The organism is Herminiimonas sp. (assembly GCF_030655415.1).
On the sequence record NZ_JAURVN010000009.1, the window covers coordinates 60781 to 86222 of the forward strand.

General features: G+C 52.2%; 20 protein-coding genes and 1 other RNA gene. 1 reads left to right on the forward strand and 20 read right to left on the reverse strand.

Annotated elements, in window-relative coordinates; genetic code table 11:
• Positions 1-145 precede the first annotated feature (145 nt).
• The 20 genes from Q7T66_RS06945 to Q7T66_RS07040 form a co-directional block, all read right to left on the reverse strand.
• Positions 146-1360, reverse strand: coding sequence for a WecB/TagA/CpsF family glycosyltransferase (locus tag Q7T66_RS06945; protein ID WP_304932606.1), 1215 nt, complete (start codon positions 1358-1360; stop codon positions 146-148).
• Positions 1350-2537 (reverse strand): glycosyltransferase family 2 protein, encoded by a 1188-nt coding sequence (locus Q7T66_RS06950; RefSeq protein ID WP_304932607.1) that lies wholly within the window; start codon positions 2535-2537, stop codon positions 1350-1352. The genes Q7T66_RS06945 and Q7T66_RS06950 overlap by 11 nt, the downstream gene beginning before the upstream one ends.
• Entirely contained in the window at positions 2531-3772 is a 1242-nt protein-coding gene (locus Q7T66_RS06955; protein ID WP_304932608.1) for a glycosyltransferase, read from the reverse strand. Before Q7T66_RS06955 ends, Q7T66_RS06950 begins: the two co-directional genes overlap by 7 nt.
• Positions 3769-4350, reverse strand: coding sequence for a serine O-acetyltransferase (locus tag Q7T66_RS06960; RefSeq protein WP_304932609.1), 582 nt, complete (start codon positions 4348-4350; stop codon positions 3769-3771). Before Q7T66_RS06960 ends, Q7T66_RS06955 begins: the two co-directional genes overlap by 4 nt.
• Positions 4351-4358: 8 nt before the next feature.
• Complete coding sequence (locus tag Q7T66_RS06965) at positions 4359-5840, reverse strand: Atrophin-1 multi-domain protein (RefSeq protein WP_304932610.1); 1482 nt, start codon at positions 5838-5840, stop codon at positions 4359-4361.
• Positions 5841-5875: 35 nt separating this feature from the next.
• Entirely contained in the window at positions 5876-6862 is a 987-nt protein-coding gene (locus tag Q7T66_RS06970) for an acyltransferase (RefSeq protein ID WP_304932611.1), read from the reverse strand.
• On the reverse strand, positions 6859-8397 hold the full coding sequence (locus Q7T66_RS06975; protein ID WP_304932612.1) for an O-antigen ligase: 1539 nt from the start codon (positions 8395-8397) through the stop codon (positions 6859-6861). The genes Q7T66_RS06970 and Q7T66_RS06975 overlap by 4 nt, the downstream gene beginning before the upstream one ends.
• Positions 8360-9448, reverse strand: a complete 1089-nt coding sequence (locus Q7T66_RS06980) for a glycosyltransferase family 2 protein (protein WP_304932613.1) — start codon at positions 9446-9448, stop codon at positions 8360-8362. The genes Q7T66_RS06975 and Q7T66_RS06980 overlap by 38 nt, the downstream gene beginning before the upstream one ends.
• A gap of 12 nt (positions 9449-9460) precedes the next feature.
• Positions 9461-10495: a polysaccharide pyruvyl transferase family protein gene (locus Q7T66_RS06985; protein WP_304932614.1), complete on the reverse strand. Its 1035-nt coding sequence runs from the start codon at positions 10493-10495 to the stop codon at positions 9461-9463.
• A gap of 43 nt (positions 10496-10538) precedes the next feature.
• Positions 10539-11438 carry a chain length determinant protein tyrosine kinase EpsG gene (gene epsG, locus Q7T66_RS06990; protein WP_304932615.1) on the reverse strand — a complete coding sequence of 300 codons (900 nt, stop codon included), beginning with the start codon at positions 11436-11438 and terminating at the stop codon, positions 10539-10541.
• A gap of 92 nt (positions 11439-11530) precedes the next feature.
• A complete protein-coding gene (epsF, locus tag Q7T66_RS06995) occupies positions 11531-12925 on the reverse strand; it encodes a chain length determinant protein EpsF (protein WP_304932616.1) in 1395 nt (464 codons plus the stop codon).
• Positions 12926-12938: 13 nt separating this feature from the next.
• Positions 12939-13727, reverse strand: a complete 789-nt coding sequence (gene epsE, locus Q7T66_RS07000; protein ID WP_304932617.1) for a polysaccharide export protein EpsE — start codon at positions 13725-13727, stop codon at positions 12939-12941.
• Between the two features lie 66 nt (positions 13728-13793).
• Complete coding sequence (locus Q7T66_RS07005) at positions 13794-15197, reverse strand: undecaprenyl-phosphate glucose phosphotransferase (protein WP_304932618.1); 1404 nt, start codon at positions 15195-15197, stop codon at positions 13794-13796.
• On the reverse strand, positions 15187-16374 hold the full coding sequence (epsL, locus tag Q7T66_RS07010) for an XrtB/PEP-CTERM-associated polysaccharide biosynthesis outer membrane protein EpsL (RefSeq protein ID WP_304932619.1): 1188 nt from the start codon (positions 16372-16374) through the stop codon (positions 15187-15189). Before epsL ends, Q7T66_RS07005 begins: the two co-directional genes overlap by 11 nt.
• 766 nt (positions 16375-17140) lie before the next feature.
• Entirely contained in the window at positions 17141-17605 is a 465-nt protein-coding gene (locus tag Q7T66_RS07015) for an EVE domain-containing protein (protein WP_304932620.1), read from the reverse strand.
• A gap of 146 nt (positions 17606-17751) precedes the next feature.
• Positions 17752-17930: non-coding RNA, 6S RNA (gene ssrS / locus Q7T66_RS07020), on the reverse strand.
• A 45-nt stretch (positions 17931-17975) separates the two neighbouring features.
• Complete coding sequence (locus tag Q7T66_RS07025) at positions 17976-18287, reverse strand: cell division protein ZapA (RefSeq protein ID WP_304932621.1); 312 nt, start codon at positions 18285-18287, stop codon at positions 17976-17978.
• Entirely contained in the window at positions 18284-18520 is a 237-nt protein-coding gene (locus tag Q7T66_RS07030) for a DUF904 domain-containing protein (protein ID WP_370691617.1), read from the reverse strand. The genes Q7T66_RS07025 and Q7T66_RS07030 overlap by 4 nt, the downstream gene beginning before the upstream one ends.
• Before the next feature lie 155 nt (positions 18521-18675).
• Positions 18676-21999: an exodeoxyribonuclease V subunit beta gene (locus tag Q7T66_RS07035; protein ID WP_304932748.1), complete on the reverse strand. Its 3324-nt coding sequence runs from the start codon at positions 21997-21999 to the stop codon at positions 18676-18678.
• 5 nt (positions 22000-22004) lie between these two features.
• A complete protein-coding gene (locus Q7T66_RS07040) occupies positions 22005-24728 on the reverse strand; it encodes a PD-(D/E)XK nuclease family protein (RefSeq protein WP_304932622.1) in 2724 nt (907 codons plus the stop codon).
• A 293-nt stretch (positions 24729-25021) separates the two neighbouring features.
• Here Q7T66_RS07040 and trxA point away from each other — a divergent pair, with 293 nt between their 5' ends.
• On the forward strand, positions 25022-25348 hold the full coding sequence (trxA, locus tag Q7T66_RS07045; RefSeq protein WP_304932623.1) for a thioredoxin TrxA: 327 nt from the start codon (positions 25022-25024) through the stop codon (positions 25346-25348).
• Positions 25349-25442 lie beyond the last annotated feature (94 nt).

Below are 25442 nucleotides of genomic sequence, written 5' to 3' on the forward strand. Positions count from 1 at the left end.
AGATTAGTAACAAGAGCGTTTTTAGAAAATGTAATTTCTACAGAAGCAGAAAGTATTTTCTTGTGGCAATTTTTGCCCCACATTCGCATCAAATATTCGTAAAAATATTTTTCTTTAGAAATTTTTCATCAAATTTAAAACCACATCAGCGCGTTGCCATCTGCATTGCTTGCTGATGTTTTTCGCTTGCTTGTTCCAGCAAATAGTCGGCACAAAACAATTTCAACAAGCGTTTGATCTGAGGACTGGTGTTGCTCAATGAAAATCCATGCTTGATTTTTGATTGATGTCCATACAGCAGCATCAACAGCGCAATGCATGCGCTATCGATATGCGTGACATCGGAAAAATCGAGTTGAATATGGAATGGGGTTGCCGTCGCACTGGTGAACACTTCACGCAAGGGCTGCAGATTGCCGTCTTCCCAAGCACCACTTGCGGTGATGCTGCAGTTGCTTCCCTGCACTGTCAGCGCAACGCGCGCATTGGCGACTGCATTATTGTCACGTTTGTGCGAGCGCACAGCCAATGCACACGGGATCACTTGTAGCGCCATCAACTTGAGCAGCGTCAAACCGTCATTGAAATAGCGCTTCCACAAAGTTGGCTCTTCCTTGATGCGCCATAACCATTCGCCACCGAGTTGACCCACCCAGGCAGGTGCACGCTTGACAGTGCCAGCGACAAAATTCACAACCGCACCCAGATGGCTGACGACCGGCACTTGCAGACGCGACAGATTATGTTCTATCCATGCCTGACCTTTTTTCGCACCTAAGGCGACCACTAAAAAATCTGCTTTGCTGTCATTGATATCTTTAATGACAGCATCGCTGCTCATCTCTTCTATGCTGGCAAAACCCGGCGAGTTGTAGCCGACGCAAACCAAACCCGATGCTGTTACATTCAGTTTTTCCGCTGCGATTTCGGCGACGCCATCTGGACCGCCAAAGAAATACACCAGCAATACTTTACCTGGTCGATTGCGCAAGGCTTCGAACAGGCCAGATCCTGCAACGCGCTCTGTAATTGGTAAACCCAATAATTTGGCGATCCAAACCAAGGGCATGCCATCGGCTACTGACAGATCACTGCGTATGACGGAATCACGAAACTCGCCGCCATTCAAACTCGCAACGGCAAAGTTCAAATTTGGGGTGGAGAAAAAGCAGCGTTGCTTGCTGCGTGCGGCATCGATAATTTTTGCGCTAGCCTGCTCCATCGTGATGGCATCGAAGGGCAGACCGAGCACGCAATAAACCGGGCGTTGGAAATCGGTGCGGATCACATTGCTGGATACGTTATCGATATCTGAATCGACATCCGCTTCAGGTTCGCGCAATAGATAATTAGTCTGCATCGCGTTTTGCCCTCACCCATTCGACCTGGCGGCTAACAAAAAACTTCAGATACAGAGGTAGCTTCCAAAAGACATACGTCACAGTGGAAAACAGATCGTTCAGACTGACTACATGTTTAGCAAAACGCTGCCATGCGAGTAACACTGCCAAGCTCAATCCCAGCAAACTAAAAGCAGCCAGCAACAGCGGCGCCGTCCACTCAAAAATAAAGTAGGTAACCACAGCCACCATGAAAAGCGCGAAGGTGACCAAGGTCAGCAAGGCCACCGGCGGCACACATATATCGAGAGCCATCGCGATCAACATTCGATCGCCGCGCCGCAGGCCTTGAATCAACAAAGGCAATCCTTGATGCAGGATCATGCTGATGTGACCATGTTCCCAACGCGTTCTTTGCGCACGCGCTGCTTCTTCGCCGACCGGGAAATAACTGATCACGCAAGCATCGGGACAGAAAATCGGCGCCGCATTCTTGCGCGCCATCTCTATCCCCAGTTGCATATCTTCCGCCAGATTGCCATTCGCCAAGCCAGCGTTTTCTATCAATTTCCACGGAAAGGCCATGCCGGTGCCCATGAGCTGACACGGCAAACCAAGCCTGAGAAACCCCAGGGGACGCACATGATTTTTGACTATCCATGCAAACTCGGCGATCCGCATCTTCAGCCCGGCATTATTTGGCGCGCGCATCAAATCCAATGCTTGCACTGGCCTTTGTGTAGTCATCGCCAAGCATGCAAGTCTGTCTATCGAGCCTGGAAGCAGACGGCAATCGGCATCGACCATCAGCACGACTTCAGGTGGGCTGTGTGCGAGATGCTGCACCCCGTAATCCAATGCATACCCTTTGCCACGCTGCTCCAGATTGCTGCGTTCAAGTACAGGTGCACCGGCCGCAAGTGCCACCGCAGCCGTATCATCGGTGCAGTTATCAGCCACCACAAAGATGCGATCACCATCGCGTAATTGCTCACGTATGGACGCAATCGTGGCCGCGATACCTTGCGCTTCATTGTGTGCCGGTACGATCACGGCAACGCTGGGCCGCCATTCCGTCGGCAAGGACGTCAAGCGCGTTTGCTTCAATGCCGCTAACGCCTGCACCAATAAAACCACAACTGGAATTGCAGCCAATGCCAGCACGATGATCAACGCGATATGCAGCAAACTCACCATTGCGCATCTCCCGCTAACCGACGCTGTGACGTCTGCTGAAATAGAGAATGCAATTTCCCCGCTTCATGATCGATATCGTGACGCTCGAGTACACGCTCGCGTGCCAGTCGTCCCATACGCGATAACTCTTCGTGCGAGGTACTCAGGCACTGCTCCATCGCCAACGCCAATTCTTCAACCGAACCTGGTGGATATAGCCAACCGTTTTCACCGGCTATTACCAACTCAGGCACACCAGCTATCCATGTACTCAGTATCGGCCGTTGCAAAGACATCGCCTCCATCAGCACGACCGGCAAGCCTTCAGCAAAACTCGCCATCACCATTGCGCGTGAATCTAGGATTTCCTGCTTGACTTGATCGCTGCTGATCCAGCCGGTGATGCGCACGCGCGATTGCAGATTGCATTTGGCAATCAGCGCTTCGACTTCCTTGCGCATTTCACCGTCACCGGCCAGCACCAGTTCAAAATCGATGCCTTTGTTCGCAAGGATGGACGCCGCTTCAATCAAAATCTGCTGACCTTTTTGTTCGCACAAGCGACCCACGCAAATGAAGCGTGGACGATCTGGCAAAGTCATGTCGACGTTTTCATAAAACGCCGGCTCCAGTCCGCAATGCACGATGTGGACTTTTTTCCATTGCGCGTAGGGCAAACTGCGATACAACTGACTGCGACAGAAAGACGTGATGGCCGCGACAAACGTGGCGCGCCGCAATTTTTCAGGCAAGCCGATGAACTCAGGCTTGTCGAATTCTTCCGAGCCATGAATCATCAAGCTGTAAGGTACGCCGCTCAACACACTCGCCAGCATCGCAACCTCAGCCGAATTAGTCCCGAAATGCGCGTGCAAATGCGTAGCGCCATCGCGCTTCAACCACAAAGCCAAACGGCAAGCTTCCGCTAGATAAATCAAGTGATACGGCAATGGTCTGTCGGCGCGTTTACTCATGCGGAAGGCCAAAGCCAAAGCCTTGATATACCGAATGGGCGAAGTCAGTTTGAGCTCCAGCACGGAACGCAGCAGTCCGAATACACCGCGCTGCAAGATATAGCGAGTGCGTTCACGCTCGACAAAATCTTCGGCGTCCACCAGATCGCCTTCCCAACCGCGCAAGGCGAATCTTTGTATCGCAAGCCCTTGTCGTTCCAGCGCAAGAATCTCTCTGCGTATGAAACTATGACTGACCTTGGGATACTGATTGATCAGATAAGCTATACGTAATTCGCTCAAACCAGTTCCTTTTCTTTTTGTAATTTTTCTAGCGCTGAAGCCGCTTGCTCGGGCACGGACGATTTCAGAATTATTCTGGCTGGCACGCCGACTGCGGTAGCACCATCCGGCACATCGCACAAAACCACCGACATCGCACCGATGTGGCAACCGTGTCCTATGCGCACACCACCGAGCACTTGCGCGTATGCACCAAACTCAACGTCGTCGCCGATCACCGGCACAGCACCATCGGCGACGCGATTACCGATAGTCACGCCTTGGCGCAAAGTGCAGTTCGCACCTATGCGTACTTCTGGATGTAAAAAAATCCCGCCGAAATGCCATATCCGCAAACCGGGTCCAATTACTGCCGATTTCGGTAAACTGATGCCGACTGCAGTTTCCACCCGGCGAAACCATAACCAGTAAAAAGAAGTCAGCAGTTTTTTTGCAAAGCCGGTCGGCATCCGATCAACGCGACGCCCGAAGCGATAAGTCCACACCGCCCAGATAGACTGTTCTTTCAGAAAAGGACGACGCAAGGCGTAACGCTGCAAGTCGGCATCCCAATCGCTATCGTGTGAAAGGAGGCTCATGTCTCAGCTCAATCCTGTAGCAGCAACTCGCCGCGTACTGTGGATGGACCGCTAGTTCCGCTAATCGCATGCACGGTAATCAGTGCAGTTTTCGACGGCCATTTAAAGGTTTTGCTTTCGCCATTCGATAGTTCAGCACTGTCGAAATACACAGGCGTGCCGGATGGTTCGCGTACTTGCAAACGCAGCTTTGCTTCGCCAGTGGCGTGTGCTGTTAGGCGATATGTCTTGCCAACTTCCGGCGCCATCCATGCCAATGGATGCAAGCCGCGCGATGAATAATTGATTTGTGTGATGCGGGTAGTCGTCGCTGGGAAAACCACCGCCTGCTGCCATGTATCAAAAGTGCCGGTTACAGTACCGCCCTGCAATTCCCACGGGCCGCGCATGGACAGCAGATTCATTTTCTTCTGCGGTACCACAGGCTTTTCATTGCCATCTACCCACGACTGCACAGACACCACCTGACGCAAGGCAACGCGCATGCGCTCCAGATCGTCAGCCACTATCTTGTTCCAGCCGCCCTTGTGCAAATCAAAACCGGCACCGTTTTCTGCATAGATAAAAAACGGCGTGCCGAAGTTACGATCGACTACATATGCACCATAAGTTTTCAAGGTCTCTGCGACCTTGCGCAAATCCGGATTGGCAATCTTTGTCGTGTCATACGACGCCGGCAGCATCATCAATGCACCTTCAGGAATTTTCCCGGTGTTAGTGGTTGCCGCATTGTTATCAGCTGAGGTCGCAGGAAATATATAGGTGGGGTTCGGCGATAGCGCATTGAAGGTCAGCGACATCGCCAAAGCATGGCGATACATCGTGTCGCCGTCATTCACCTCATGCTTGCGTATCAAGCCGGCTGCGGTTGGCACGCCAGCCGCGCGCGAACCTTGGAAGTAATGCGCAGGATCGCCCCAACCGCGACCATCTATGCGCGTCCACGCATATTGCGCAGCCACCCATTTGCCATCGACTTTTTTCAACTGCCAGAATGAATGCACGATACCGGTCACAGGATCAACGATGTCGGCGTGGCCATCGCTGGCACTTGCTGCGACGACATTCACCGGCCAGCGCGGCACGGTCACATCATGAAAAGCTTCTGCATCGGGATCCCATAAACCTTTGGTCTTGGGTAAACCGGTCACCTTCATGGGCGCATCACCAGCATCCGCAAGGAACACACCGGTAGACCATTCGCCGCCTGCGACTCCCGGCGAGTATGTCGATTTTGGAATCACGAAGTCGCCGAAGGTAGGCGTGACAGGCCGGCTATTCCACGGCGAGGTAGCGGCAAATGGTTTTTGATAGGTGCCCCAGGCGGCCTGATTTTTTACTGAACTCGCGGACGCTGGGTCAGGCAATTTATTTGCAGATGGCTGGTCGGCTGCCACAGATGGAAACGCAATCGCAGCGGCCGTTACAACTCCGGCTACCAGTACCAATGACGATGAATAAATATTCCGGTGATTCAATTTAATACGCATTACGAATATCCTTTTTCTTTAGCCTGACAAAAACTTCAGGCTGCCTTCAACTTCAATTTCTTGATCAGACTCTTGCCGTTCGCCATCCACCAATGCTCATAGTAAAAAGTCGAGAGGTGCGCGAGCGCAAACAGGATCACGAACAGCAGAGGACGCTTCAGGTATTTAACGATCACATCGCCACTGCCCAACCAGGTTCCGGCCAGCAGCGGGTGGATCACATACAGCGCGTACGAAGTGGCGGCCAGATAAACCAGCACGCGGTTATTCAATAGCGGCGCGAGCGCACGCGTTGGATGAAGGACGGTGCTGCCTATCAGCAAGGCAGCGAGGTAAGGACGCAGATAATTCATGAAGCCGCCCTGTTCATGGCAGGAAATCAGCAGCAATATCACCAGCAGTGCTTGTGGAATTTTTCGCATCCATTCCAGCAAACGTGGATCCAGACGCTGGTGATAAATCAGTGCGAGTATGCAACCGGCCAGAATTTCATCGATGCGGTAGTAACTGATGCTGGATGCATACACGCCATCGCTCACACGCAACAGCGTGAACAACAAGGCGATCACAGGAATCGCCAACAAACTGCGCACGCCGAATACCGCATACATCAATGCAATGCCGACGTAGAACTGCATCTCAAGACACAGGCTCCAGATATGCTCGGTCAATTTGACCAGATGCACAGGTGGAAGATTTGCATAGAAAAAGTAATGCGAGAACCACGTATCCGAGGACACGCCAGCGATCGTCAATGCGATCAATAGATACAGCCACGCCAAGGGAATGATGCGGAAGAAGCGGCGTACCAAAAAATCCAGCGTGGTCGGATTTTTCAGCAAGAATGATGTGATCAAAAATCCAGACAGCGTAAAAAACAGCGCCATCCCCAGCAGACCGAACATCGCGTTCAGCTGTAAAACTTTGGGTCCCATAGGCAGCAAGTGGGCTGCCAATACACACAAAATGCTGATGCCACGCCATCCATCCAGCACTTCCAGTCTAGGGATGGAAGTGCTCATGACTGCCTCGGCATAGGGGTGGAACGCAGATAAGGTTCAGCGGCAGTGTCTGGCACATCACGCGCTCTGCCACGCGATTTTTTTACCTGCGGTATTGCGCTGGCTGCCAATGCACAACCGATACCCACGGTGAACCAGAAGTACCAGTTGAACACCAGATAGCCAAAAATATTATCCGACGAGGACACGACCAAATAAATGAAGACCAGACTCAAGGTAACAAAGGCTGCCAGCTTGTCTATCTTCACCAGCGACTTCAACATCATGGCGACGCGCGCATACAAGAACAGGTACGCACACAGACCCAGCAGGCCGACGTCAAAGAACCATTGCACATACACATTGTGCGCGCCCCAGTTCATGTGATTTGCAGCAGGGAAAAATGTTTGCGAATAATGGCGGAAGGCTTCCAGTCCGTAACCGAAGACGTAATGGCTAGGTCGCATCCACTGCAAGCCGCTTTCCCAAATTGACAAGCGCCATGCAAACGAATTCAACTTCGCATAACCGACTGCTGCAGTACCGCTACCAAGATCCATCAAGCGATCTCGTATTTCTGGAATCATCAAGGCCGCGACAGGCAACAGCATCAAGTACAACAAATAGCGACGCTCAAACAGCAAAGCGTAAGCAACGAACACGATCATCAAGGCCAGCCACGCACTTCTGGTTTGCGTCAATACCAGCAAGGCCAGCAGATAAACCATGTACAGCGTCAAAACTATGCGGCTACCGCTCTTCAACGGTGCGACCTTGTCCTTGAGTACATACAAAATCAACGGAATCATCAGCGTCAGGTAAAACGCAAAAATGTTTGGATGCGTAAATGTCGATTGCAGGCGGAATCCTTCTGCGCCGCCCGCCGCACCATTCATCGCGACATCCACCAACGCATATAGCGCAGGGATGACAGACGACCATAAAACCAGTTTGACGCTATGACGGAAATCCTTGCCTGAATGGACAAAGTAAAACGCGATCACGAACATCGCGAAGTACGACAGCAAGGTCAGATAGGTGCGGATCGCATCGCCTTTTTCCGGCGAGATCACGACACCGAATAAGGCCACCAACATGAAAGGAACCCACGACAAGGTCATCTTCTTCGGCAAACGCGCCGGCTTTTCAAATACCAGCATGCAGGCCAGCATGATCACGCACAGATTGATCAAACCACCGACACCGGTTTCATATCCACCCAGGGAAAAGCGGGTTGACTCAAGAATCACATCGCCGGTAGAGCGGAACAATATGATCAGCGTCAGCAACAACAGGCGATTGAATATCAACAGAAAACCAAACACCAGGATCGCCGGCAAGGCCAGCAAGCGCGCCAGTTTGTAATCCATCACATCAGTGTAAAAAGGCACGACGATGCCCATCACCAAAGCCAGCACGACCACCGTCAACACTGCATAAGCGTCAGACGCAGCCGGTACCCAGCGCGTATGCACTTTTTGTTCACCCATGTTGATGGTCGATTCGGCTTGCATGTTTTTAGCTAGCCAATCCAGCGACAGCTTCTTTGCTGACACTCATCTGTGGCTTGCCAGGGAAATGGCGTATTACCCACGAGCGAATTGCATTCCACTCACCAGTTTCCGGCGCATTGCGCGATTGAAAACGGAAGTAGCGCCACAGCAAGCGCGCATCCTGGCGCGTGCTGGCCATTTTGCGGAAGGCCAATTCGCGTTCCAGTTCTTCCGATGCGCCCAAGCCGCGGCGCAAGGTGTACGCCATTTGCTCGAAGGCATCCGAGAAATCAGTTTGACCCGCCACATCAAAAAGGATGCCGCCGTGATTGCAGAATGGCGCCGGATCGAAATAAGGCAAGCCATGCATGGTGCTGAAAGAGCGCGCCAGATAACGCGAGATCGCCAGCGATACTTCTACCTGTTCGCGAAAACGCGTGGCGCTGACGTTGCTACCGTGCCAGCGATATTGAATCAGCTCGGAAGGTACATTCGTGCATTTGCCGAGTATCGCCAACTGTCCGAACATGAAGTAATCCTCAGCCAGCGCATTCACTTCTATGCGCTTGTCGGCCGGCAGAACATTCAGGAAATCGACGCCGTAACGCACGCCCAGTTTCTTCACCGCGGTGAAATCCATCATCGCGGCAGGATGCGTAATCGGATTACGGAAGAAGCTGGCTGCCGCCACGCGATTGCGACCGATAGGCATCTTGATGTTGCCGGTGATATCGCCTGCGCCATTGATCACTTCTGATTGCCCGCTGATGGCGATGCAATCTGGCTGGCGTTTGAAAGCTGCCAACACGATCTCCATCCGATCAACAAAACACACATCGTCGGCGTCATGCCGCATCACATATTTGCAATCGCTGATATCCAGACCGCGATTCAACAAGCCAGCCAAGCCTTCCGCTTCGGGAAAGCTGTACACCTGTATGCGTGGATCTCGCTTGTGATAATCCTCAGCCATTTCCAGACTGCCGTCGGTAGAGCCGTGGTCAAGCACCAGCAAGCGCCAGTCCTTGAAGGTCTGCGCGCAAATACTGTCCAGAGAAGCTGCCAGAAAATCGATGCCGTTTTTGACCGGCAGTAATACATCAATAGTTGCCAAGAGTAGCTCCCCTTATATGGTCGCGGCGCTGAGGCCGAATCGTTGGTACGGTGCCACTTCATTTGATTTTTGCAACATGACCAATTCGCTGTCGAGCGTCCACGCTTCGACGTAACGTGAATTTTTCCCGTAGCTGTTATCGAGCACGATGTTTTGCTTGCGCAGCAGGCAAGCCAGAATGTGACCGTGCAATCGATCGGTGACGATCAGCTCATGACGCGCGAAAAGTTGTGCAGCGTCGGCGATTAGACGGCCGGAATACGCTATCCACAAACGCATCAAAATACTGTTGGCCGACCATCCCAAGCCGCGACGGAAAAACCCACCAATCGCGCGACGGAATAGATTGATGCGCACTTCGCGCTCGCCGACAAATTCAGGCCAGTCAGTGACGGTGGTCGAAACCATATTGCGCAAGCCGGATTGCTGCGTACTTTCATCATCAACACGACTGATGCGCAAACTGCCTGCCGACGGTTCTGCATTCGCGGCATGCATCGGATAAAGCTGATGCGCCATATCAGGCAAAAGATAAACGTTATCCGTGAATTTTTGCGCCATCTCATACGAGACTTGATCACGTACGCAAATGTGTACGTCGGCATGCATGCGGAATATCTGCGCCGACTCTTGCATCTTTTCTGGTGAAGAAAAATGCAGCGATTGCGGCAAAACGATGATTCTGTTTTCCCTGTGGTTCTGCACGATGTGTTCGCGCAGTTCCTGAAAATACGGGTACAGGTCACCAAAATTACCACCACCGTGGAACACGATTACATCTTCCGGTGCGATCCAGCGCGGGTCGTAGGCAAAGTAAGGCGCAATCAATTTCGGCACTAAACCATGCTTACGGAAGAAAGCCAAAGTGCCGTGCATGATCAACAGATCTCCGACATTGCCATGCGTAGGAATATCAACGTAATGAAAAGGTGCGCAGCCAATCAGGTCCAGCAAAACATCGTGTCGCGCCATCAATTCGGCACTCAACGCTTCATGGTTGCGTTCGCTCTGCATCTCGGCCGTGATTTCTGAGTTTAGATTTAGCATGCTGTATTCCGCGTTTGAATATTCTGCATTCAGTACTCCGCATTTAATACTCATTAAGCACTGCGCCCACCACCATCACGCCGGCATGCTTCATCGAATCAACCAGATTGCCGATCGCGCCGGCATGACTGATGTCCTTGCGCGCAACCACCAAAGCGGAACCGGCGCGTGACGCTGCAGTTTGACTATCTGCATAGTCGTAGTCGGGCGGCGTATCGATCAGGATCACATCGAACTCATCCCTGAATTCGCGCAGCATGTTGGGAAATGCATTACGTCCCAACAGCTCTTGCGGATTCGGTGGCGTCGCGCCACTAGGCAAGATCGACAAATCGACCAACGATGGGATGCGATGAATATCAGCCACACCGCTGCGACCGGAAAGAATTGAAGACAGACCGCTGCGGTTTTCAATTCCGAATAAGCGGTGCTGGCTCGGATTGCGCATATCGGCATCGATCAACAAAGTACGTTGGCCCAATTGCGAAAACAGCACCGCGAGATTGGCAGCGATAAAGCTGCGACCATCACCGCGCTCGGCACTGGTAATCGCCATCGCCGAACGCTGTTCGCTGGAACCAAACCAGCGCATCACCAGTTGGCTGCGCAAGGCGCGCAAGGCTTCGACTTGTTTGCTGAAGGGATCATAGGCAGCGATGACTTCTTCGCTGACATTGCTTTGACCGCGTATCAGGTAGGGATAGGAAAATTGATTCGACAGCGCGAAGTCGATATCGGCCGCTGTCAGCAAGCCGAGTGCAATGCCAGCGTCGCCGAAGCGTTGGCGACCGACATGCTGCTCCAGCAAAATTCTCTGCGCTTCGTCGGCTGTCAGGCGACCGCTCTCGATCAGAATGTTGCCGATCTGATTGCCGGTCAGACGTGGTGCCTGCTGCGACTGCAATCTTGCAGCATCCTGCAATTGATGAGATGACTTGATCATGATATTTCCAATTCGCTTTTTTTAGATCTAATGAATCGAACTTAGTGAATAAACCCTTGAATCACATTTAAGGTCTACTTCAAACACCAGCGTCAGGCTGGTGCCGGCCCGCCCAGGCGACGCTGCGGCCTATGTCGTACCGCCCTCGTTTTCTCAATCACTCCCAATAGCGGCAAGCCAAACAACTGCGACAGATCTTCAGCTGAACGGACACGTTGATCCAGCAATTCCATAGCGATCGCCGCAGCAACGCCGAGGATGCTGCCCACCACCAAAGCAACCAGCAGGTTCAACAACATGCGTGGTCCAGCTGGCGCGCGCGGCACCGAAGCAGCGGTCAGCACCGAGATATCTGATTGGGTCGATTGACCTTCCAGATTGGTTTGCGTCAGACGTTGCGATGCGGTTTCATACGCGCGCTTGGCGTTTTCCATCTCGTTCGACAACACACTCAACTCATCGCGCGCGCTGTTGAGACCCAGGACTTTTTCCTTCTGCGCATTCAATGCAGCGCGTACTTCCGCTTCGCGTTGTTGCTGGATGCGTGCATTGCTGGCGACGCCGGTCGAAGCCAAACCGATTTGCTGATTCAGATTGGCGCGCAGGTTATCTACTTCGGATTTCGCAGCAATGTATTGCGGATGATTGACATTGAGTTTTGCCGAGGTATCTGCAAACTTGGCTTCGGCTTCCGATAATCTTGATTTGAGCGACTGGATCAAAGGGTTAGCCAACACGTCTGGTGAACCGCCAGCGTTGCTTTTCACCTGGCGCTGGCGCGAATTTGCTTCCATCGCCAAACCTTGCGCTACCACCAGTTGGCTGGACAATTCGTTCAGACGCGCGGTTTCCACATCGAGCTTGTTATCGCTGCTGAAGATATTGTTTTCTTTTTGGTAGGCCGACATCTTGTTTTGCGCGGCTTCAAATTTTTCGCGCAATAACTTGATCTGATCGTTGATGTAGCCGCTGGCTTTTTGCGCAGGCGCGACTTTCAAATCGACGCTGACTTGTTGGTAGGCCGCGGCGAAAGCATTCGCGACTTTGGCGACATATTCCGCGTCATCACCTTTGAAGCTGATATTCAGTACGCTACTGTCACGTGCCGGCTCAACGGTTAGATTGGCGCGCAAGCCATCAGATAACCAGTCTTGGATGGTGGTTTCGCTAGGATCCATTTTTGCGAAGCGCTCCTTGACTGCCGGAACTTCCGCCAGCTTCAGGTCATCAATGACTTTCAGCGCGACGACTTTGCTTTTGACGATATCGACTTGCGTAGGCAGATAACCCGGCGTCAATTGCACCGGAACATTCAGACCGGTGACAGGATCGATACCCTTGTTATTCAAGACCAGCGAAGTCGTCGCCTTGTAGGTCTTGGGCATCAACAAGCTGACTGCGAAGGCAGCTACCACCGTGACGATAAGCAAGAGCAGAACGATCTTGTAACGTGCGCGCAAGGTGCGCAGAATTTGTGCAAGCGTCATATCAACTCCCGTTTCAGAACAGACTTTCTTTTACATAGACGATGTCGTCAGGCTTCAACAGGTCGTCATGCTTGACGCTGATGATTTGCAGTACACCATTTGCGTCACGGCGTTTGATACGCACGCCACGTTCGGTTCCGCGCGGGCTCAAGCCGCCACCGGTCGACAAAGCCTGCAAGACCAGCATGTCGCGTTCGAGTTTGTATGAACCAGGTTTGGTGACTTCGCCATAAATGTAGAAGCGCGGTGCACGTTCGACAAATACGGAATCCCCTGCTGTCAGTTGACGATTTTTTGATGGGTCGCCGGAACGCACCAGCTCCAGCAAGTCGATGGTTTCTTTAGTGGTTTTGCCACCTTCGGTATGGGTAAGGATCACGGTATCGGCCGCATCTGGATTGGCACCACCGGCCATCGCCAGAATGTCGGTCAGGCTGCGCTTGCCATCCACCGGATAGCGCCCAGGCTTGTTGACCTGGCCTAATACAGAGACTTGTTGGCTCTGCATTTCAGTGACCATCAAATTGACTTGCGGCTTGCGCACGAAGCCGCCTTTATCCAGCAACTCGGCAATTTTTTGTTCTGCTTGATTGGAGGACAAACCACCGACTTTGACTTCGCCTACCAAGGGATAGGAAATGCTGCCGGCTTCGCTGACGCGGGTTTCGAGCGTCAGGTCAGGTTGGCCAAAGACGGTAATTTTCAGCACGTCGCCAGGTCCCAGCGGCACATCGGCTGCGGTCGCCCAACTACCGATGGTCACCATCAGTATCATCAGCATTGCGTGTTTGATTTTTTTCATTGTTCTCTCCATTACTTGAATGTCTGTATTGCCAGTCTTGTGATCGACCAGTCTTGAATCTAAATTTTAGTAAGCGTTGTCGCGTTTGAGGACCACGCCCACGGTGCGCGCGATGATCCATAGATCGAGTGCCAATGACCAACGCCGCAAGTAGTCAAGGTCATAGGCAATCCGCGCTTCCATCTTGTCCAGCGTGTCGGTCTCGCCGCGGAAGCCGTTCACTTGCGCCCAGCCGGTGATGCCAGGGCGAACCTTGTGGCGCAGCATGTAACCCTTGATTTGTTTTCGATACAGTTCGTTATGCGCAATCGCGTGTGGACGTGGACCGACGATGCTCATGCGGCCTTGCAGCACATTGAAAAATTGCGGCAATTCATCCAGAGAAGTGCGACGCAAGAATGCGCCTATCCGTGTCACGCGCTGATCGTTTTTGGTTGCTTGCACTACGCTGGCGCCGTCTTCACATACGGTCATGGAGCGGAATTTGTAGACGATGATTTCTTCACCATCGAGGCCATAACGACGCTGGCGGAATATCACCGGCCCCGGTGAGTTGGCCTTGATCGCAATGGCGATGCCCAGCATCACAGGCAACAACATGATTTGTATCATCAGCGCCAATACAAAATCACTGCCACGTTTGACCATGCTGTTGATACCGGTAAACGGTGATTCGCAGATCGCCACCACTGGCAAGCCAGCGACACTATCGAAACGCGCCTGAATCAAATCGAAGACATAGATATCCGGCAGAAAATAAATGGATGCCGTGGTGTCCTGCAATTCATTCAGCAATTTACGTATGCGCGGTTGCGCAGAAATCGGCTGACTGATGAAGATCGTATTGACGTTGTGCTCGCGCACGTAGGCAGGAATGTCAGACATGCTGCCCAGCAAAGCCACTTTCTGATCGGAGGGTTGACGCGAGGTATCTCTGTCGTCAAAGAAGCCGCTGATCTCCATACGCAGATCAGGATTTTCATCGACGCGCTCTGCCAGCTTTACGCTCAACTCATTCACGCCTACCAACACGACAGAACGCACATTGGTGCCGTTCAAACCCATGCCTACTTTTTGCATAACGATCTGCGCTGCCAGCAATATCGGTGGCGTAATCGCCAGCCAGATCAGGGTCTCACGCTGCTGAAACAAGCTGGCCAGGCCTGCTACATACGCAAAAAACAATAACAACACGATCGTCGCCAACCATGCCACCACTATCGATTTAGTCAAGGTGAGGAAGTTGCTCGACGAAGCATCACGCCACGGATCGGTCCAGCCGAACACTGTCGAACTGATAAAGAATGTCAGGATCGCCAGCACCACATGATTGGCGCTAAACGGATGACTCGACGCCACCGTCAGCAGATACAGCAAGCCGATGGCGATCAGTGGATCAAGCAAACGTCGATAAAACTTGCGAGCCGGAATATCCGCCGGATATTTGATTTGGCTGATGTCAGAATTCATAGCGAGTCGTGACCAATGCGCCGTTAGTCTTGTACGTGGCTGAGGCAACGTTGGAATCCAGCGTGGTGCGGTAGACAGATGCACGGACGCGCCAATGCAGGGTCGGCTTGTAGGTCACGCCCAGCACTGCGTTGTTATAGCGATCGTCACGATCCGAAGGTGCGATGCCGTCGATCACGGCGACACCGTTGTAGTCGCGCTTCTCAGTCAAGATCAAACCGTCGACGCTGATCTTGCTGGTGGCGTCCCAGGTTGAGCCGACGCTGACACCTTGATTACGTGCATAATTGGCGGCCAGGTCATCGGTTGCGCCGAGTTCACGCCACAAGCCGAGAGAGAATGCTGTCTTGCCAGTCGCCTTCCAGTACGCAGTCAGACGAGCGCTAGGCACACTGGAATCACGTTGCGGATTGGATGCGTATTCGCGTTTGGCCCAACCACCGAGAAACTGCAAATAAGTCTTGCCTGTGAGTTGCCAATCGACCTTGGCCTTCAATTCATTTTGTTCGTAGGAATTAATATCCGCATAGGGATAATCACCTTCGATATGACGTGCAACCAAACCTATCTTGTTGCCGCTTTTCGCCAGATAATCGATCCCGATATCGGTCATATCAAGATTACGTTCTGATGGGTTTTGCGCTTGCGTGTCGTAGCGCAGATCAAAGCGATTGTAAGCAGCGTTCACTTGCCAACTTGGATGGAAGCGCCACGTGCCATCAACATAATTCTTTTGCTGGGTCCTGAGGCTTCGCTCGAGACCCTTGTAATCATCAAATGGCGTCAAGCCTTCGGAATAACTGGTGCCAACATTGCCGGAAAACTGATTGCCCAAGGCCCACTTCCAGTTCGCCAGTAAATCCTTGCCGTCGTTATCGTATTGATCGAAGTTATCGTAACTGGATTGATTGGCAGAAAGATCCGCGGTGAGTTTCTGTCGACCAATCTCTTTGTCCATGCGTATGCCAACCGATGCACGCGTCCAACGATCGCTTTGCGCTGCAGGCTCGGGGAGTCGCAACAAATTTGCGTCGTAATAAACGCCATAGGTGGCATACGGAGTGAAAGTGTCGCCCTCAAGCGCGCTAGCAGGTACGCACGTTAGTGCGCCAGCAAACATCACGAAAGCATAGTGAGCATAAGGGCCGGAGCCAGGGTTCTTGCGTCGTTGAGTCATGATGAACACTCACAGGCTATCGGTGAAATGGAGCTGGTTTTCTCTGATATTGCATTCAGCGAGCCCAACAGTATTTCGTGTGCAGATAGTGCATAAATTGATAGCCATCATTTTTCCCATTCCCCATTGCTATTGCGACCGCTGCAAAAATTCGCACTTGCTCTTGTGAAGCGATCTACGAAATTCGCGCATCTATTTCTTGCAAGGCAAGATCGACAAACCGATCTCGCAAATTTTTATTGTTGACTTATTGATATGAAGTGGCGGTATGAGAAGCAGCCAAGTGAATTAGTTCCATGACAAAAAAATTACAAAAATAGAAGGAAAATAAAACTATTTCTATTCAGAATTTATCTGCGAGATGAGAAGAAATTAATTGGCGACGAGAATAAAAACAGCAGCAAATAATTTTGTAGGAAAGCAGGAAGGACTCACGCAGCCGTATGCCGGTATCTCGTTGAAGCAAAAGGGGATTTGAAAAAAGCGTGATCTGACGTTAACGACTCACTGCTTAAATTTTAAGCAGAGTGTTATTCGCATTTTAAATATCAAGATATAGATATTCGCGCGCGTATTCCTACGTGCACCGTTACACACGCTTACAAATGAATATCAAGTTTTTATGAGTGCCAACTGATATCGGATCGATACATCGCAGTTAGTCAGATGAAATACTGAGATGGGAATACAGACGAAACAAAAGTGAATGATGCTGTGAAGAACTAGCTGATGTAGAAGAATACGTAATAGTGCGTAGTCTGTCTGCCTATATTTTAAGCAGCTTCTTGCATATGAATTTCCACTGATCCGTCGTAACCGGCGTGATCGATAGACGACTACCTTTTTGCAGCACGACCATCTCGGCAAGTTCCGGCGTTTGACGTAATTCTGAAAGCGGTATCAGACGAGTCTTGTCGCGAATACGCACATCGACCAGCATCCAGCGCGGCGTTTCGCGCGTGGCTTTCGGATCGTAATAATGGCTGGACGGATCAAATTGTGTTTCATCCGGATATGCTGTGCTCGCCACTTCTGCCAGGCCGACGATGCCAGGTTCAGCGCAACTGGAATGATAGAAGAACACACCATCGCCCTCAGACATCGCATCGCGCATGAAATTACGCGCCTGATAATTGCGCACACCTGTCCACGCCACCGTGTGATTCGGCGCGGCCAGTGCATCATCGATGCTGACTTCGCCGGGTTCGGACTTCATGAGCCAGTAGCGCATAGGTTTTGTCGGAAAAAGGGGATGAAGCAGAGCGCTAATTATTACAGAAAAAACTGAAAGTAATCTTGCGAGTGCTGCGCTATAAGGAAATTACAAATGCGCCGGACATAAAAAAACGGCTGCATTTTCATGCAACCGTTTATACATCTAGTCCCGCCAGTGCCGCTTTGCCGGCATCCTGAACCAAGAGGTTCAAGTTGGCCACAGTTAGTTCAACTTCGGGTTCATCGAGCTAGCGACGCGCACTCCCATCGAACAAAATTCCGCAGCCGCTGCGCATAAATGGTTCAAGGAATTATGGCAATGGCGAACACGGCAGGAGCACTTAGTTTACTCCAAACTTGCAGCGAGTAGAAGATTTACTGAAGATTTAAAACAGTTTTTCTTGTGGAGCGAGAGCGCTGTCTAGTGTCTCGTGCATCGCAGCGATGGATTGCTTGACCTCAGACATGGACATATCCGACAAAGGGCCTTCCGGTGACTTGGTTGCGAGCAACTCAGCAGTCACCCCTAGCGCCGCCATTACAGCGATCCTGTCGTTGCCCTTCAACTTGCCAGCGTCGCGAATCGCGCACATTTTGTTATCGAGGTAAGTGACCGCTTCTTGCAAAGCGCCCTCTTCGCCTTCTTTGCACGCCAATTTATAAGACTGCCCCATGATCGATACGTCGAGCTGGATCATGCTGCTTCCTCATCTTGTACTGGGGTTGGAATACTTTCGAGCAAGGCCGCAACACGTTCGTGCGCTTCTTGCATGCGACGTGCCAAATCAGCGTTCTCGGCAGCGAGCGCCACCGATTTGAGGCGCAAATCTGCATTTTCGCTGCGCAAGGCTTGCGTCAACTCAGCCAGTTGGCTGATTTTTTCGGAAAGTTTATTGAAGTCGGAAATCATCCCGCCACTATAGAGGCGCATGTTAATGGCAGTCAATAGATAGCGTGGATAGAGCGGGCGTTTTTCGCAATAGCCTGTAAATTTAGCGCGTCGGGTGCGGCAATAAGGCCACGACAGTCCGCTTCCTTGCCAAAATTACACGCGAATTCCATTCTGAAGAATCGCGTTTGTAGTCATCACATTTCCGTCAGGTGGCCATCGACGGTAATCAGGCCGCTGCGAATACGCACGTCCGGGAAAACCTGTTGCGCCGCAGCCCGGTAGCGCGCCAGTTGCTCGGCATAGTCCGCACGTTCGCTATCAAACAAATTGCGTTTGTAATCCAGTATCCACAACTCGTCATCAAACATCACGACGCGATCGAAGCGAGCGACGCCAGCACTGGTTTGTACTTCCATCTCGTTACGTGCGAATCGATGCAGTGCAGGATCGAAGAAATGCGCCAGCTCAGCTTGCGCCAGAATAGTCGCCGCCTGCGCACTGACGGCGATCGCAATCTCGTGCGAACACGGCAACCATCTGGCGATCTGTTCAGGCGCATGCATGTTGATAGGCCATGCGTTCGCCGGCGTCAGTCGCTCCATCAATGCGTGCAGCGCGATGCCTTCTTCGATTTCAGCATTAGAAAACGTTTCTGGCAATTCCACTTGCGGCGCTGGCAAAGCTGGTGGATTAAATATAGCCAGCGAAAAATCAGCTTCTTGCGTCGCGGTGAAGGTCGGCAACGAGGTATGCAGTTCTATCTGTTGCGCGCCGTGGAAACGCGAATACCAGCGCCCTTCTGCTACGCCATTCGCTGTCGAACTACGTGGATCAGCGACACCGCTGATGATCAACAACTTCTCCGCGCGCGTGGCGGCGACGTAGAGCAAATTCCAGTCTTCCTGCACCTTGAGTTTTTCTTCTTCGGCGAACAACGCATCACGTGCCGCACCACGTTCGGACTGACGGCCAAACACAGAAAAATGGATGGGCGCATCTTGATCTTGCGGCCATTCGCACAGCACGCCGAAATCATCGCGCGCACCGTCGCTGTGATTCGCGTCCAGCAACACCACGATGGGCGCTTCCAGACCTTTCGCGCCGTGAATCGTCAGGATGCGTACTGCATCCAGCGCCGCGTCGATATCAGCTTCATCCGGCGCATCGCTTTCGGCGGATTTTTGCAAGCGACGTAAAGCGTCTATGAATTTTGGCAAACTCGGATAACGTCCCGCATCCAGATTCAAAGCCAATTCAGTGAAGGCTTCTATATTGCCCAAGACCTGCCCGCGTACCAGCGGCGATGCAGTTTGCGCATAACGTGCGATCACATCGCCGTCATGCAAAATGCGATCGAGCAAATCGTGCACCGGCAAACTTGGCGCGAGTTGTAACCATTTATCCAGCAAGCGCACAGCGCGCTGCAATGCAGGTGAAAGTTCAGAGGCTGCATCTTCTTGTGAAGTCTGATGCAGGCGCGACCACCACGTTCTTTCAGCCCGCAACGCCAACGCAATCAAGTCCTCGTCACTTGCACCCATGATCGATGATTTGAGTACATGCGCCAGCGCCAGATTGTCATGTGGCGTGATGAGGAAAGTCAGCAAAGCAATCAAGTCGGCGACTTCCAGCGACTCCAGCAAACCGCCACGCTTGTCTGATGCAAATGGAATACCGGCTTCGCGCAATGCGGATTCATAAGCGCGTAAATGCGTACGCTTCTTGACCAGCAACATGACGTCAGACCAGCGCTCGCTTTTCAATTCTGTACGAGCTTGCAGAATCGCTTGCGCGACGGCGCGGCCTTCTTCTAGTCTACGTGCGTCTTCTTCTTCCTCGCGTGGTGTGGTCAATGGGTCGCGTAATTGCGCAGGCGACCACACAACTTTTTCAGCTTTCTCTTGCCGCAACAAGGGCAATTGCCACACTGCGCCGCGCTCGTTTTCCAGCGTGGTTTGCGCTTGATAAATCGGGTTCGCAACAAAGCTGGCATTCATGACTTCCACGATCGCCAGCGCATTACGACGTGTCTGATTGGTACGCAGGAAGTCAGCGCCTTGCGCCATCAAGGTTTCTTTTGCGGCAGAAAACACGCGCGGTTCGGCGCGACGGAAACGATAGATCGATTGCTTGGGATCGCCAACCACAAACATACTCGGCTTGTCGGCATCATCGCCATACGCGCTCAGCCAGGCTTGCACGATGCTCCATTGCAGCGGATTAGTATCCTGGAATTCATCCAGCAATACATGCCGGTAACGCGCATCGAGACGGCTTTGTAAATATGCCGCATGTTCTTCATTCGTCAGCAAGCGATACGCCTGCCATTCGAGATCGGAAAAATCAAATACGCGCTGCTCGGCTTTCACGCCTTGATAGGTTTCCAGGTAAGCCGCACCGACTGTAAACAAGGCGCGATTCAGCGCGATAACTTGCGGCTCCATGCTGCGTCGCAAAACAGTTTTCAGTACGTCGCCTACGCTTTCAAACTCGACTTCGAATGCGTATACGCCATCCTCGCCGAGATTTTCCAGCAAGGCTTTGGTCAAATCCTTGGTTGCACGATTCTTGCGGAACTTGCCGCTGCCATCGAAGAATTCATGCGTCAGTGCCGCGAAATTTTCCTGCGATGCGCCTTCGGTCAGGGCTTTCTCGATTGCGCTTGCGCGCTCCTGATTAACCGCGGTTCCTTTGCCTAACAGCCAGGCAATTTGTCCTATACGCGCGACAGTTTTCTTATCACCCCACAAGGACAAACGCGCATCGAATTCGCCGTCTGTACCGCATAATTCTGTCAGCCAATCTATAGGTTCACCACTTTGCGCCGACGCCCACCATTCGGCACGCTTCGCGATGAAGGCATTCAACAGATTGCGCGTGTTCCAGTCGCCGACTTGCGCATACAAGGCAATCAGCGCTTCTTTGACTTCGTGATTGTCGGCCTCATTCACAGCCTGCATGAAGCGGCTGTACGCATCCGACAGCAATTCGCCGGTCGCCTCAGTCAATGCATAACCGTGCGGCACGCCGGAAGCGAGTGGCGCGATCTGAATCAGGCGCGCAAACCAGCTGTGAAAAGTATCGATCGATAGCGATTGTGGACTGCGCAACACGCGCTCATACAAGGCACGTGCGATCGGTAACATCGCTGCTAACTCGTGTTCTGCCACTCCGCGTTCGCGCAGTAACTGCAGCACTTCATCATCCGGCTTCAAGCTCAACTCATGCAGCAATTGCATCAGGCGCTCGCGCATTTCCTGCGCGGCCTTACGGGTAAACGTAATCGCCAGAATTGCGGCGGGTTCGGTACCGGACAATAGCAAGCGCAATACGCGCGCTACCAGCAACCAGGTCTTGCCGCTGCCGGCGCAAGCTTCGACAACGACCGAGCGCGATGGATCGCAAGCGATGGCGACGAAGCGTGCAGCATCGGCATGTGCGCCATTAATTTCATAGGCGCGCGGCGTCATTGCCGGATTGATTTCTTCACTATCCATACGCGGTGCCACGTCATCCATACTCATCACCACGCTCCCTTGCGACACAAGCCACGTACATCGCAATATTGGCAAACCGGTTCCGGCCCGGTTGCTGGCAAAGGCGCGCCATGTGCGATCGCCTGCATGTTATGAATAATTTGCTCGGCCAAAGTCTGCTGCCATGTTTCAAATTGCGGCGCTTCGACTTCCTTGATCTTGTCCTTGGTCGCTTCCAGCGGAATATATAAAGCAGCGCTCAGCGGTGTGTCAGATAACAAACCATAAAACGGCAATTGATGATCTTCGCCGTGTTTGAGTTTGTCGCGCAATGCAAGTTGATTGGTGCTTTTGTAATCGAGCACGACGCGTTCGCCGTTTGTATTTTCATCCATGCGATCGACGCGACCATGCAAAATAATTTCGCCATCAGCCCAGCGCAAAACTTTCTCGAATTTTTCTTCGCTCAATACAAAATGCCAGCCTTGGCTTTCACGTTCAGCTATCCAATCCAGATAAGCGGGCATGGCTTTTTGCCAGCGCGCGTAATAGCCCAGTGCTGCTGCACTTTTATCGAGTTCATTCGCAAAGACTTGATCCGAAATCTGCTGCAACAATATGGCTTGCTCCCCCGACGAAACTGAACGTTCATGCAAACCTTGATGGAACTGCGCGAGAATTTGATGCAACCAATCGCCGTAATCGCGCTTCTCCGGCATATCCGATAATTCATCGATGCCGGATAACCCCAGCATGCGGGTTGCAAAAAATTGATAAGGGCAAGCGACCAGGCTGTTGTAACCACTAGCCGATAATTTTTTCGGCACGAGCTGTGCTGCGCTCGGTGCTGGCATGAATGCCGGCACAGGTTGCAAAGTGCGTGGCGCAATCTGTACGTCATGCGTGGCGATGGGCGCAACACCGGCGCGCGCCAGACATAATTCCAAACGTTCTATCCACGGGCTAACCGGATTCGGCTCGCCGTTTTTATGCGCCTGCCAAGACATCACCACGCAATCGTTAGCCGATAATAATTCGGTGACATCACGCAATTGCTGACGTTGTCGGCTTTCACGCGTAGCCAGGCCAAGTTCGCGGCGCACGACGTTGGCGAAGAACAGGGTTTCCGTTGGTTGCGATGGTAAATGCTCAGCATCCGCACCAACCATCAACACTGCATCAAAGGCGCGCAAACGTGCGCCGTTCAACGGCAACATGACGACGCGTTTATCGAGATTGAGTTGGACGAAAGCTTTCGCTTCCAGTTGTAGATTCAAGAAGGCGCGCCATTCCGAAAATGAAAACGTGTGACCGACTTGTAAGCAATCCTGCGAAATATCCTGCAGTAACTGAATCAATTGAGAGCCAGCGGCATCAGCCTGCAAAGCGGCACGCATGCCGATTGCATCCAGCGTTTGATTAGTCGCAGTGATCCAGTCGCATAAAGTTTTGCGACCGGCAAAACCACTGGCCTGCTGCGCCAGCAACTTGATCATTCTTTGCGCTTGTGGAATCGCGGTCAATGCATTGGCTGCCGCGTCCCATCCGCTCAGTACATTGGCGCGGCGCAAAGCTATTTCACTTTGCATAACCAGATCGGCTTTGTCTTCCATTGCGGCGAAGACAAATGGCGATTTCAGAAAATCCAGCAGACCAACAGTTTCGGCACGCGCGGCAACCAGCTCCAGCCAGGCTGCGATTGCGGAAGCGGCGCGCGTGGTGGATAACTTCCAACCGGTTTCATCGGCGACAACTATTTGCGCTCGCTCCAGCAATGCGCGTATGCGACGTGCGACGACGCGATCTTGCGCGACGATGGCGAGATTGGTTTTACCTTGTTGCAGCCAATCGATAATGGTTTGCGCACCGGCCTTGGCCTCGGCTTCCAGATTTTGCGCTGAATATAATCTCAACGCGGTTGGTGTCGCCACGTTCAAGCGATCTAGCAAGTCATCAAAGAACGGCTCTGGAATATCGTCGGCGATCAGCATTTCCGGCCAGGCTGCGGCATACGTACTATTAATAGTGTGCGTGTGCCAATCCAGCGTCATCACGGCCACCGATTGCCGCGCGCCATAAGCATCCAGAAAAGCCTGTTCCATTGCATCCGGTGCTACCGGGCTGATCCAAAACAGTGGCAAATGCGCTTGCTGCGCGATGCGCATCATTTGTGAATAGCGCGTGACGATCGCATCGTTGGCGTCGAGCTGACTCTTCCAGATCGTCCACACCAGTTGTGTTTCATCCGATAACAGATTGCGCGCGACGGGCGACAATTGTTCTAGCGCAGCTTGCCAGCGTGCGTCGGCTGCATCGGGCGACGCTTTCAACGATGGCAACATCGCTTGCGTCAACTCATCCGACAGCGTGAGAAGAATTTCCGCCAGCGGCAGCAAATCGGTATTGCGTCGCGCACTGAATAATTTTTTCAACCAAGCGTGTTGCCGCAAATCTGCGTACAAGGACATCAAGCGTTCGCTGGCAGCCGTTGCCGATACCTCGGCGACCGGCGGCAGCAGGCGTATATATTCAGATAAAGAAGTAATTGTTGGCGGGATGAAAGCGCCGCCTATCTGGCGCGCCAATGCGTTTTTCAACAACTGTATATGTGCAAAGGTTGATACAAGCACGCGCACGCCCGACAAATCATTCGCGGCCAGATTGCCGGCTTCTCGATCCTCCGTTCGCAACTCGCTTTGCAACAATTCGCGCGCGGCATCATCCCAAAAGGCTGCGGAAGGCGGAATCAGGATGGTGGCGCTAGACGGCATCAAGGTGTGGGTGTGAGGTAACAAGACAGGGAAAACATGGTGCAAGGCTGATCAGTTTTGCATTTTATGCGAGCCGGCGTGAAATTTTATGCGCAATGCCACACTTTTTATAAAATAGGTTATGATTTGGCCAGACCCCGCCTGATTACCTCTTGCCGCACCTTCAAAACTTGAATTAAATCGCAACGTCTCCATCTTCGTTTTAGTACCCGGAGGCGCTGCAGGTAAACACCGACAAGAACGGTTGTCATCAAGGCGCTGATTTATTCTATTCTCCTCAAACCGAGGCATACATGAGCGAAAACATCAAACATATTACCGACGCGTCTTTTGATACAGACGTATTGAAATCCGACACACCTGTTCTGGTCGACTTCTGGGCAGAGTGGTGCGGTCCGTGCAAAATGATTGCACCGATCCTGGAAGACGTTGCCAAGGAATACGCAGGCAAAATTCAGATCGCGAAAATGGACGTGGACGCTAATCAAGCGGTTCCAGCCAAATTCGGCATTCGTGGCATTCCAACGCTGATTCTGTTCAAGAACGGCGTACCTGCTGCGCAAAAAGTCGGTGCATTGGCAAAAGGTCAGTTGACCGCCTTCATCGACAGCAACATCTGATATAGAAATTTGCAGCGATGCGCCCGCATCGCTGCATTATTATTACAGCACCCAACTTCACCACGTAGTTCACTCCCCCACCTTTTTATATCCC

Bases quoted from the DNA above. Each gene is read 5' to 3' on its own strand.
- Q7T66_RS06965 (WP_304932610.1), bottom strand. From the start codon at position 5,840: ATGCGTATTAAATTGAATCACCGGAATATTTATTCATCGTCATTGGTA.
- epsL (WP_304932619.1), bottom strand. From the start codon at position 16,374: ATGACTCAACGACGCAAGAACCCTGGCTCCGGCCCTTATGCTCACTAT.
- Q7T66_RS07040 (WP_304932622.1), bottom strand. From the start codon at position 24,728: ATGCCGTCTAGCGCCACCATCCTGATTCCGCCTTCCGCAGCCTTTTGG.
- Q7T66_RS06950 (WP_304932607.1), bottom strand. From the start codon at position 2,537: ATGGTGAGTTTGCTGCATATCGCGTTGATCATCGTGCTGGCATTGGCT.
- trxA (WP_304932623.1), top strand. From the start codon at position 25,022: ATGAGCGAAAACATCAAACATATTACCGACGCGTCTTTTGATACAGAC.
- Q7T66_RS06970 (WP_304932611.1), bottom strand. From the start codon at position 6,862: ATGAGCACTTCCATCCCTAGACTGGAAGTGCTGGATGGATGGCGTGGC.
- Q7T66_RS07030 (WP_370691617.1), bottom strand. From the start codon at position 18,520: ATGCGCCTCTATAGTGGCGGGATGATTTCCGACTTCAATAAACTTTCC.
- Q7T66_RS07015 (WP_304932620.1), bottom strand. From the start codon at position 17,605: ATGCGCTACTGGCTCATGAAGTCCGAACCCGGCGAAGTCAGCATCGAT.
- Q7T66_RS06960 (WP_304932609.1), bottom strand. From the start codon at position 4,350: ATGAGCCTCCTTTCACACGATAGCGATTGGGATGCCGACTTGCAGCGT.
- Q7T66_RS07035 (WP_304932748.1), bottom strand. From the start codon at position 21,999: ATGGATGACGTGGCACCGCGTATGGATAGTGAAGAAATCAATCCGGCA.
- epsF (WP_304932616.1), bottom strand. From the start codon at position 12,925: ATGACGCTTGCACAAATTCTGCGCACCTTGCGCGCACGTTACAAGATC.
- Q7T66_RS07005 (WP_304932618.1), bottom strand. From the start codon at position 15,197: ATGAATTCTGACATCAGCCAAATCAAATATCCGGCGGATATTCCGGCT.
- Q7T66_RS06945 (WP_304932606.1), bottom strand. From the start codon at position 1,360: ATGCAGACTAATTATCTATTGCGCGAACCTGAAGCGGATGTCGATTCA.
- Q7T66_RS07025 (WP_304932621.1), bottom strand. From the start codon at position 18,287: ATGATCCAGCTCGACGTATCGATCATGGGGCAGTCTTATAAATTGGCG.
- epsG (WP_304932615.1), bottom strand. From the start codon at position 11,438: ATGATCAAGTCATCTCATCAATTGCAGGATGCTGCAAGATTGCAGTCG.
- epsE (WP_304932617.1), bottom strand. From the start codon at position 13,727: ATGAAAAAAATCAAACACGCAATGCTGATGATACTGATGGTGACCATC.
- Q7T66_RS06985 (WP_304932614.1), bottom strand. From the start codon at position 10,495: ATGCTAAATCTAAACTCAGAAATCACGGCCGAGATGCAGAGCGAACGC.